This is a genomic window from Microbacterium sp. H83 (genome assembly GCF_001650405.1).
In the GTDB taxonomy this organism is placed as follows: domain Bacteria; phylum Actinomycetota; class Actinomycetes; order Actinomycetales; family Microbacteriaceae; genus Microbacterium.
In genome coordinates, this window is record NZ_LWCU01000035.1 from 1 (window position 1) to 7883 (window position 7883).

General features: G+C 71.7%; 3 protein-coding genes. All 3 read right to left on the reverse strand.

Annotated elements, in window-relative coordinates; genetic code table 11:
• On the reverse strand, positions 1–4639 hold a 4639-nt coding region (locus tag A4X16_RS13730; protein ID WP_067121465.1), incomplete at its 3' end, for a choice-of-anchor G family protein.
• Positions 4640–4885: 246 nt separating this feature from the next.
• The gene (locus A4X16_RS13735; protein WP_067121467.1) at positions 4886–6658 is read right to left on the reverse strand and encodes a glycoside hydrolase family 3 protein; all 1773 of its coding nucleotides are present in this window, start codon (positions 6656–6658) and stop codon (positions 4886–4888) included.
• Between the two features lie 2 nt (positions 6659–6660).
• The coding region (locus tag A4X16_RS13740) for an MFS transporter (RefSeq protein WP_082914465.1) at positions 6661–7883 on the reverse strand (1223 nt) is incomplete at its 5' end.

Genomic DNA, 7883 nt, shown 5'->3' on the forward strand with positions numbered 1-7883 from the left:
CCGACGCCGCCGCATCCGGATCGGCCGCCGCCGAGGCGTCCGCCGCACTCGTCGACGTCGCATCGTTCTGCGCCGCCGCCTGCGCGGCCGCAGCCGCAGAGGCGTTCGCATCGGTCGTCGCCGTCGCCGAGGCATCCGTCGACGCGTCGTCGGTCGCCGCAGCCGAGGCCGCCGCATCCGCCGTCACATCGGCCGCCGCCGACGCCGCGCTCGTCGCATCCGCCAGAGCCGCAGCCACCGCCGCAGCCTCGACCGCGGCATTGCTGTCGCTGTCCGCCTGCGCCGACGCCGTCGCCGAGGCCGACGCGTTCGTGTTCAGCTCCGCATCCGCAGCCGCATCGGCGACCGCATCCGAGGACGCGTCCGTCGAGGCCGTGGCGAGAGCCGCAGCGCTCGCGTTCGATGCCGCGCTGGTGCTGGCGTCGGACGTCGCCGACGCCTGCGCCGCCGTGTCCGTCGTCGCGTCCGCGAGAGCTGCGGCCTGGGCGGCGATCGCCGCGCCGGCGTTCGCGTCCGAGGTCGAATCAGCCGTCGCCGCCGTGGAGGCGGTGGCCGTCGCGGCCGCCTGCGCCGCCGCGCCGGCCGTCGAGTCGGCCGCGGCCGATCCCTCCGCCGTCGCGTCTGCGAACGCCGCCGCCTGAGCGGAGGCCTCTGCGACCGCCGCCGTCGACGCATCGGCGTCCGCGGATGCGGATGCGGATGCCGCCGCGTTCGCGTTGGTCGATGCCTCCGACGAGGCGTCCGTGGACGAGTCCGTGGTCGCCGCCGACTCCGACGAGGCCGCGGAGTTCGAGTCCGCCGCCGTGGAGGCCGCCGCGTCCGCGTCGTCCGAGGCATCCGCCTGGGCCGCCGCCTGTGCGGCGATCGCCGCGGAGGCGTTCGCCGTCGAGGTCGCGTCGCTCGAGGCGGTGGTCGTCGCGTCCGTCGTCGCCGCTGCCTCCGCCGCCGCCGTGGCGTCGGCCGTGGCCGCCGCCGATGCCGCGGAGGTCGCGTCTGCGAGAGCCGCCGCCTCTGCCGCCGCCTGCGCCGAGGGGTCTCCGTCGGCGGTCGCGTCGGCCGATGCCGAGGCCGAGGCCGCGGCGTTCGTGTTGGCGTCGTCCGGATCGCCCGCCGTCACCTCGGTGGTGTCGGTCGCGCTCTCCGTGCCCGCGGTCGCCGTGAGCGTGTAGCCCGCGGCCGGAGTCGCGTCCGCCGGCACGGGGTAGGTCGCCGTGAAGGCACCCGAGGCGTCGGTCGTCGCGGTCACGGGTCCACCGACGGTCGCACCGCCCGGCGCCGTCAGCTGCAGCGACACCGCGGTGTTCACCGCCCAGCCGGTTCCGGTGACGGCGAGGTTCGTCCCCGCCGGAACGCTGGGGGCGACCTCGACGGTCTCCGGCGCGTCCGTGACCTCTGTCGTGTCGGTGGCCGTCTGCGTGCCGGCGCTCGCCGTCACGGTGTAGCCGACGCCCGCGGGAGTGCCCGCGGGGACCGGGTAGTCGAGCGCGAATCCGCCCAGCGCCCCGGTCGTCACCGTCTCGGGCCCGCCGACGTTCGCGCCGCCGGGTGCCGTGAGCTGCACCGTCACCACGGTGTTCGCCGGCCACCCCGCACCGGTCACGGCGAGGTCCGCACCGTCCTCGACCGTGTCCGCCGCGTCGACGGTGGCTGCCGCCGTCACGTCGGTCGTGTCGGTCGCGGTCTGCGTGCCGACGGTCGCGGTCACCGTGTAGTCGGTGCCGGGAACAGCCGTCGCCGGAACCGGATACGCCAGCGTGAAGCCGCCCGCACCGTCCGTGGTGACCAGCTCAGGTCCGCCCACCGGGTCCCCGCCCGGCGTGGTCAGCTGCACCGACACCGGCGTGTTCGCCGGCCAGCCCGTACCCGTCACCGCCAGATCGGTGCCCGCCTGCACGGTGTCCGCCGCGTCGACGGCCGCTGCCGCCGTCACGTCGGTCGTGTCGGTCGCGGTCTGCGTGCCGACGGTCGCGGTCACCGTGTAGTCGGTGCCGGGAACAGCCGTCGCCGGAACCGGATACGCCAGCGTGAAGCCGCCCGCACCGTCCGTCGTGACCAGCTCAGGTCCGCCCACCGGGTCGCCGCCCGGCGTGGTCAGCTGCACCGACACCGGCGTGTTCGCCGGCCAGCCCGTACCCGTCACTGCCAGATCGGTGCCAGCCTGCACGGTGTCCGCCGCGTCGACGGCCGCAGCCGCCGTCACCTCGAGGACGTCCGTGGCGATCGCCTCGCCGGCGGTCGCGGTCACCGTGTAGCCGGTGCCGGGAACAGCCGTCGTCGGAACCGGATACGCCAGCGTGAAGCCGCCCGCACCGTCCGTCGTGACGAGCTCAGGTCCGCCCACCGGGTCGCCGCCCGGTGTGGTCAGCTGCACCGACACCTGTGTGTTCGCCGGCCAGGTCGTACCGGAGACCGGAAGGTCCGTGCCCGCCTGCACGACGGCCGGCGCATCGACCGTCGGCACCGGCACGGCCGTGACCTCCGTGGTGTCGGTGGCGGTCTGCGTTCCCGCGGTCGCCGTCACCGTGTATCCGGTGCCGGGGGCGGTGCCCGCGGGAACCGGATACGCGGTGCTGAAGAAGCCGGTCGGGTCGGTGCTCGCGACGACCGGTCCGCCGATGGCCGCTCCGCCCGGAGCGGTGAGCTGCAGCGAGACGGTCGAGCTCGCGGGCCAGTTCGTTCCGCTGACCGCCAGATCGGTGCCCTGCTGGACGGCCGGTGCGGCATCCACCGCCGCCGCGGCCGTGACCTCTGTCGTGTCGGTCGCCGTCACCGTGCCTGCTGTCGCGGTCACCGTATATCCCGCGCCGGGGACGGCGGAGGACGGGACGGGGTACGACAGCGTGAAACCGCCGCTGCCGTCGGTCGTCACGAGCTCGGGGTCGGCGACGGCGCCGCCTCCGGGCGCGGTCAGCTGGACCGAGACCTCGGTGTTCGCCGGGAAGCCGGCACCCGTGACGGGGAGCGCGGTACCCGCCTGCACGGTCTCGGCCGCGTCGAGCAGCGCGACCGCGGTGACCGCGGCCTTCACGGTCGACGATCCGAGATCCAGAGCCACTCCGCCGCCGACAGCGGGGAGCAGATCGATGGCGAGTGCGCGCACCGTGAAGCTGTCGCCGGGGATGTCGCCGGGGGTGAGCTGCTCGTTGATCGTGATGTCCGCGACACCCGAGAGCACGCCCTGGAGGACGGGGTCGAGGGTCGTGAGCACGGGGCCGGTCACCGCGGCGAGGGCCGGCTGCAGCAGCGGGATGACGCCGTTCAGCGCCGTGTTGACGAGCGGACCCGTCGTGCCGGCGATGGCGCCGGTCAGCGCGGACACGACCGGGTTGAGCAGCAGGCCGATGTTGAGACCCGCGAGCGCGATGTCGGTCGTGACGGTCGGCGCGGGGGTCGCCGTGCCGGCGAACTGCGCGAGGGAGCCGCGGATCGTCACAGCCCCGGAGAGCAGGTCGATGCCGGTGAGCGGATTGGTGAGATCGACGCCCACGACGATGGTCGCCTGGAGCGCGTCGAGCGTGGTGTCGAGGATCGAGGAGATCTTGCCGTTCAGGCTCTCGGGGTGCGTGCCCGTGAGCGCCGAGGTGATGCCCTGCTGGATGGCCGCGATGGTGGCGGCCGAGAGCACGTCGGTGTTCGCGGGCAGGGAGTTGAGGTCCGCACCCTGCCCGGTCTCGACGAGGATCCGCGCCAGGTCGACCGAGATCGTCCCGTCGCTGAGATCCACGAGCACCGAGCCCGTGGTGTTCTCGAGCGGCTCGAGCAGCACCTCGGATGCGACGGTCTGGCCGACCGTGTCGAGCCCGGCGATCGAGACCGTGCCGCCGGTCGCCTCGAAGGCGGCCAGAAGCGGGACGTCGGGGATCGCGTTGATCGTGTTCACCACGGTGGTGACCAGACCCGTGAGTGCGCCGCTCGGGCCCACGAGGTTGCTCACGGGCGTCAGCGTGCCCTGGATCGTCGACGCGAGAGTGGTCGACAGGCCCGCGACGAGGTTGCTGTGGAGGTCGATGCCGAGGTCCGCGATGCGGTACTCGGAGGTCGCGGTGCCGGTGGTGGAGTCGGCTCGGGAGGCGAGCGCTCCGATGCCGATCGACGCCTCGTCGAGGACCGCGTCGGTGAGACCGGCGACGCCCAGCTGGTCGAACAGGTCGGTGAGCTCGAGCTGGGCAGGGTTCGTGCTGCCGTCGATCGCGCCGGTGTCGATCGCGCCGCCCGACGTGATCGTGCCGGAGGAGGCGATCGACTGCGTCTGCGAGGGCGAGGAGCTGAAGCTCTGCGTCGTGCCCAGGTCGCCCAGCTGCAGCAGGCCCGGCGTCGTGCCGTCGGTCAGCAGCGGCACGTTGAGCGTTCCGACGTCGATGCTCAGCGCTTCGAGCAGACCGACGTCGAGGCCGCCGAGCTCCGAGCCGGGAGCAGACGGATTGCTCGTCACGGTGTGACCGAGCGCCGCGATGTCCAGACCGCCGAGCAGATCGGCGGGCACCTGGATGATCTGCCCCTGCGCGACCGACGGATCGGTGGGATCCGCCGCATCCAGCGCATTCGCCGCTGATGGAACCAGTGCACTTGCCAGGATCACCGCCGCGGCCGTGGTGCCCGCGATGCCCCCTCCGATGACTCGGCGTCGCCGCCTCGTCATCCCCTCCGAATAAACCATTCGCCTCTCCCGTGATGCAGATGTTCCGCGTCACAAGGCCCTCCCCAGGCGCCGACAGGAGTCGACCGAGCGCATGCGCTGACAGTTTTTCTTAACAGCGGAGCGAATGTCCAGCTTCTGTCCAGACTTCTTTCCGTGAACGTCATCACATGAGACATTTCTGCCGATACACACGGAACCGCCCCGCAGGTTAATCCCTGCGGGGCGGTTCGGACAGACGGAAAGCGCCTACATGACGAGCCCGTGCCCGAATCGGAAGAGCGGCTCGCTGGTGTCGAAAGGAACGTCCGGACGCGAGGCCTCGACAGCCGCCATCGAGCTCGGGAGATCGAACGGCAGACGCCCTCGCGCGGGCACCGCACCCGACAGGACGTCGAGGAGCGCGGCGCCGGATGCCCCCCAGTTGAGCGTCACGGCGGCGGCGACGTCGACGATCGGCCCGAGGATGGGCGGACGGTCTGCGAGCACGTCGACGACGGTCGGGACGGCGGCGGCGATCGCGCGGACGCGGTCGAGGATCTCCTCCGGGAACTCGAGCGACCCGGCGTGGAAGAAGTTCTCGAACATCGTCTCGCGCACGTCGAACGGCGCCTGCAGCCGGACGACCGCCAGATCGGCGTCCTCCGGAGCATCCACGACCTCGCCGTACGCCGCCGCCACCTCGCGGTCAACCCCCTCGACGTAGAGCCTCCGTCCGGTGGGGAACGGCAGCGCACCGTCGTTCACGAGCACGGTGATCGACGCGCGCTGCGCCGCCTCCCCCGCCGCACGGAACTCGGCGCGGCCGACGATCTCGTCGGCCGCGTCCTCGTCGACGAAGGGATTCTCGAACAGCCCGAGCTCGAACTTCTCGCGCAGGATGCGGCGGGCCGAGACGTCGACGCGCTCCTGCGAGATCGCCCCCTCGGCGACGAGCTCGACGAGCAGCTCGGGGCAGTCCTCGCCGCCGAACTGGTCGACGCCGGCATCGAGGACCTTGCGCATGCGCTCCTTCGGCGTCAGGTGCTCCACGCCCCAGGCCCGCGCCGGGAAGGGCTGCCCGAAGATCTCCGCGTCGTTGATCAGGCCCCAGTCGGTGCAGACCAGCCCGTCGAATCCGAACCGCTCGCGCAGCAGGCCCGTGATCACGGATCGGTTGAACCCGAAGCCGACCTCCTCGTACTCAGTGCCGACCGGCATGCCGTAGTACGGCATCATCTGCCGCGTTCCCGCCGCCAGGGCATCCTCGAAGGGCGCGAGATGGAGCTCGAACTCACCGCCGGGGTAGACCTGCTCGCGGCCGTACGGGAAGTGCGGATCCTCGCCGTCCTTCTGCGGGCCGCCACCGGGGAAGTGCTTGGTCATGGTCGAGACCGAGCCCGGTCCGAACGCCTCGCCCTGGAATCCCCGGATATATGCCGCTCCGAGAATGCCGGAGAGCTCGGCGTCCTCGCCGAAGGTCGCCGTCTGCCGGGCCCACCGCGGTTCGGTCGCGAGATCGACCTGCGGATGCAGGGCCACGCGCAGCCCGACGGCCGTGTATTCCTGACGGGCGATATCCCCGAAGCGCTGCACGAGCTCGGCGTCGCGGGTCGCGGCGAGACCGAGCGTCTCCGGCCACTGGGAGAACGGCCCCGCCAGGATCGACGCGCCCGGATTCTCGCTGAACGAGTGACGCGGATCCGTCGAGAGCGTCACCGGGATGCCGAGCCGTGTCGACGCCGCGAGCCGCTGCAGTTCGTTCTGCCACGCCGCGATCTCCCGTCCGGTGGGTGCCGCGCCCAGGAGGTTGAAGTGCGTCATCCGCTTCCCCTCCACGAACTCGCGGGCGCTCGGCGTGCCGAAGACGGGGTTGGTCTCATCGAGGTCGCCGATCGCGATCATCGTGTGGAAGAACAGGCCCGCCTTCTCCTCGATGGTCATCTCGTCGAGGAGGAGCTGCACCCGCTCGTCGACGGGCAGGCTCGCGTCGAGCCAGGGCCGAGCGGTGGCCACTCGGGTCGTATCGGTGGTGTCCGTCATGGTCACTTGACTCCCTTGATGCGGTAGACGAGCACGGCACCCGCGAGGGCGACGAGCGCCCCGAAGAGGTACCAGGTGGTGTATCCGCCGAGAGGCGTGGCCGCGCCGAGCGCGATGATCGCCGGCGCGATGGCGGGGGCGATCGACTGCGGGAGGGCGTTGGCGATGTTGAGCACACCGAGGTCCTTCGCGACGTCGTCCGGATTCGGCAGCACCTCGGTGGCGAGCGCGAGGTCGACCGACAGGAACGATCCGGCGCCGAGGCCGATGATCGCCTGCGCGACGATCACGATCTCGATGCTCGGGGCGACGGCGAGGATCACGAGGCCGATCACCATGATGAGGCCGGCGACGGCGACGAACGGCCGACGCTTGCCGATCCGGTCCGACAGGAAGCCGCCGAGCGGAGCGGAGATCGCCATGGCGGCCATCGACGCGAGGTTGGCGAGGAGGATCGTGCCGACCGCGCCCTGCTCGTCGAGGCCGAACTTCGCGACGAGGTAGAGCGGCAGGAAGGTCGCGATGCCGGCGTACCCGAACATCACGAAGAACTTCGTGAGCCAGGTCCAGCCGAAATCGGGGTGCTTGCGGGGGTTGAACACGAACGAGCCGAAGAAGGTGCCGACGGTGAACCGCTCGGCGGGCTTCTGGGTGAGTCGACGGTCCTTGAGCAGCAGGACGAACACGATGACGAGCACCAGCGCGATCACACCGGGCACGACGAAGCGCTCGAAGTCGCCGGGCAGGAAGTTGACGATGAAGCTCCCGGCCAGGATGCCGATGGGCGTCGTGATGCCGACGAGCCCTGACACCTTCCCGCGGCTCCCCACGGGGACCTGATCGGGCAGCGTGGCGTTGGCCGCGGCGAGCACGGCGTTCATCGCGGCCTGCACGAGGCACCAGGCGAGCAGGACGACCCAGAGGGACGTCGCGATGCCGATCAGCACGAAGCCGCCGAGTCCGACGATCGCGCCGCCGAGGATCCACGGGCGCCGCATGCCCCAGGACGAGGTCGTGCGGTCGGAGAGACGGCCGACGAGCGGGTTGGCGACGAGGGCGAAGGCTGCGCCGATTCCCATGACGAGACCGAGACTCGCTTCGGTGTTGACGGGATCGATGCGCTGGATCTTGAACGCCATCGACACCATGACCGGGGTGAGCAGGGCGAGGAAGACGCCGAAGTTGACGGCGGCCAGACCGGGGGCATAACCGCGGGGCGTGCGGG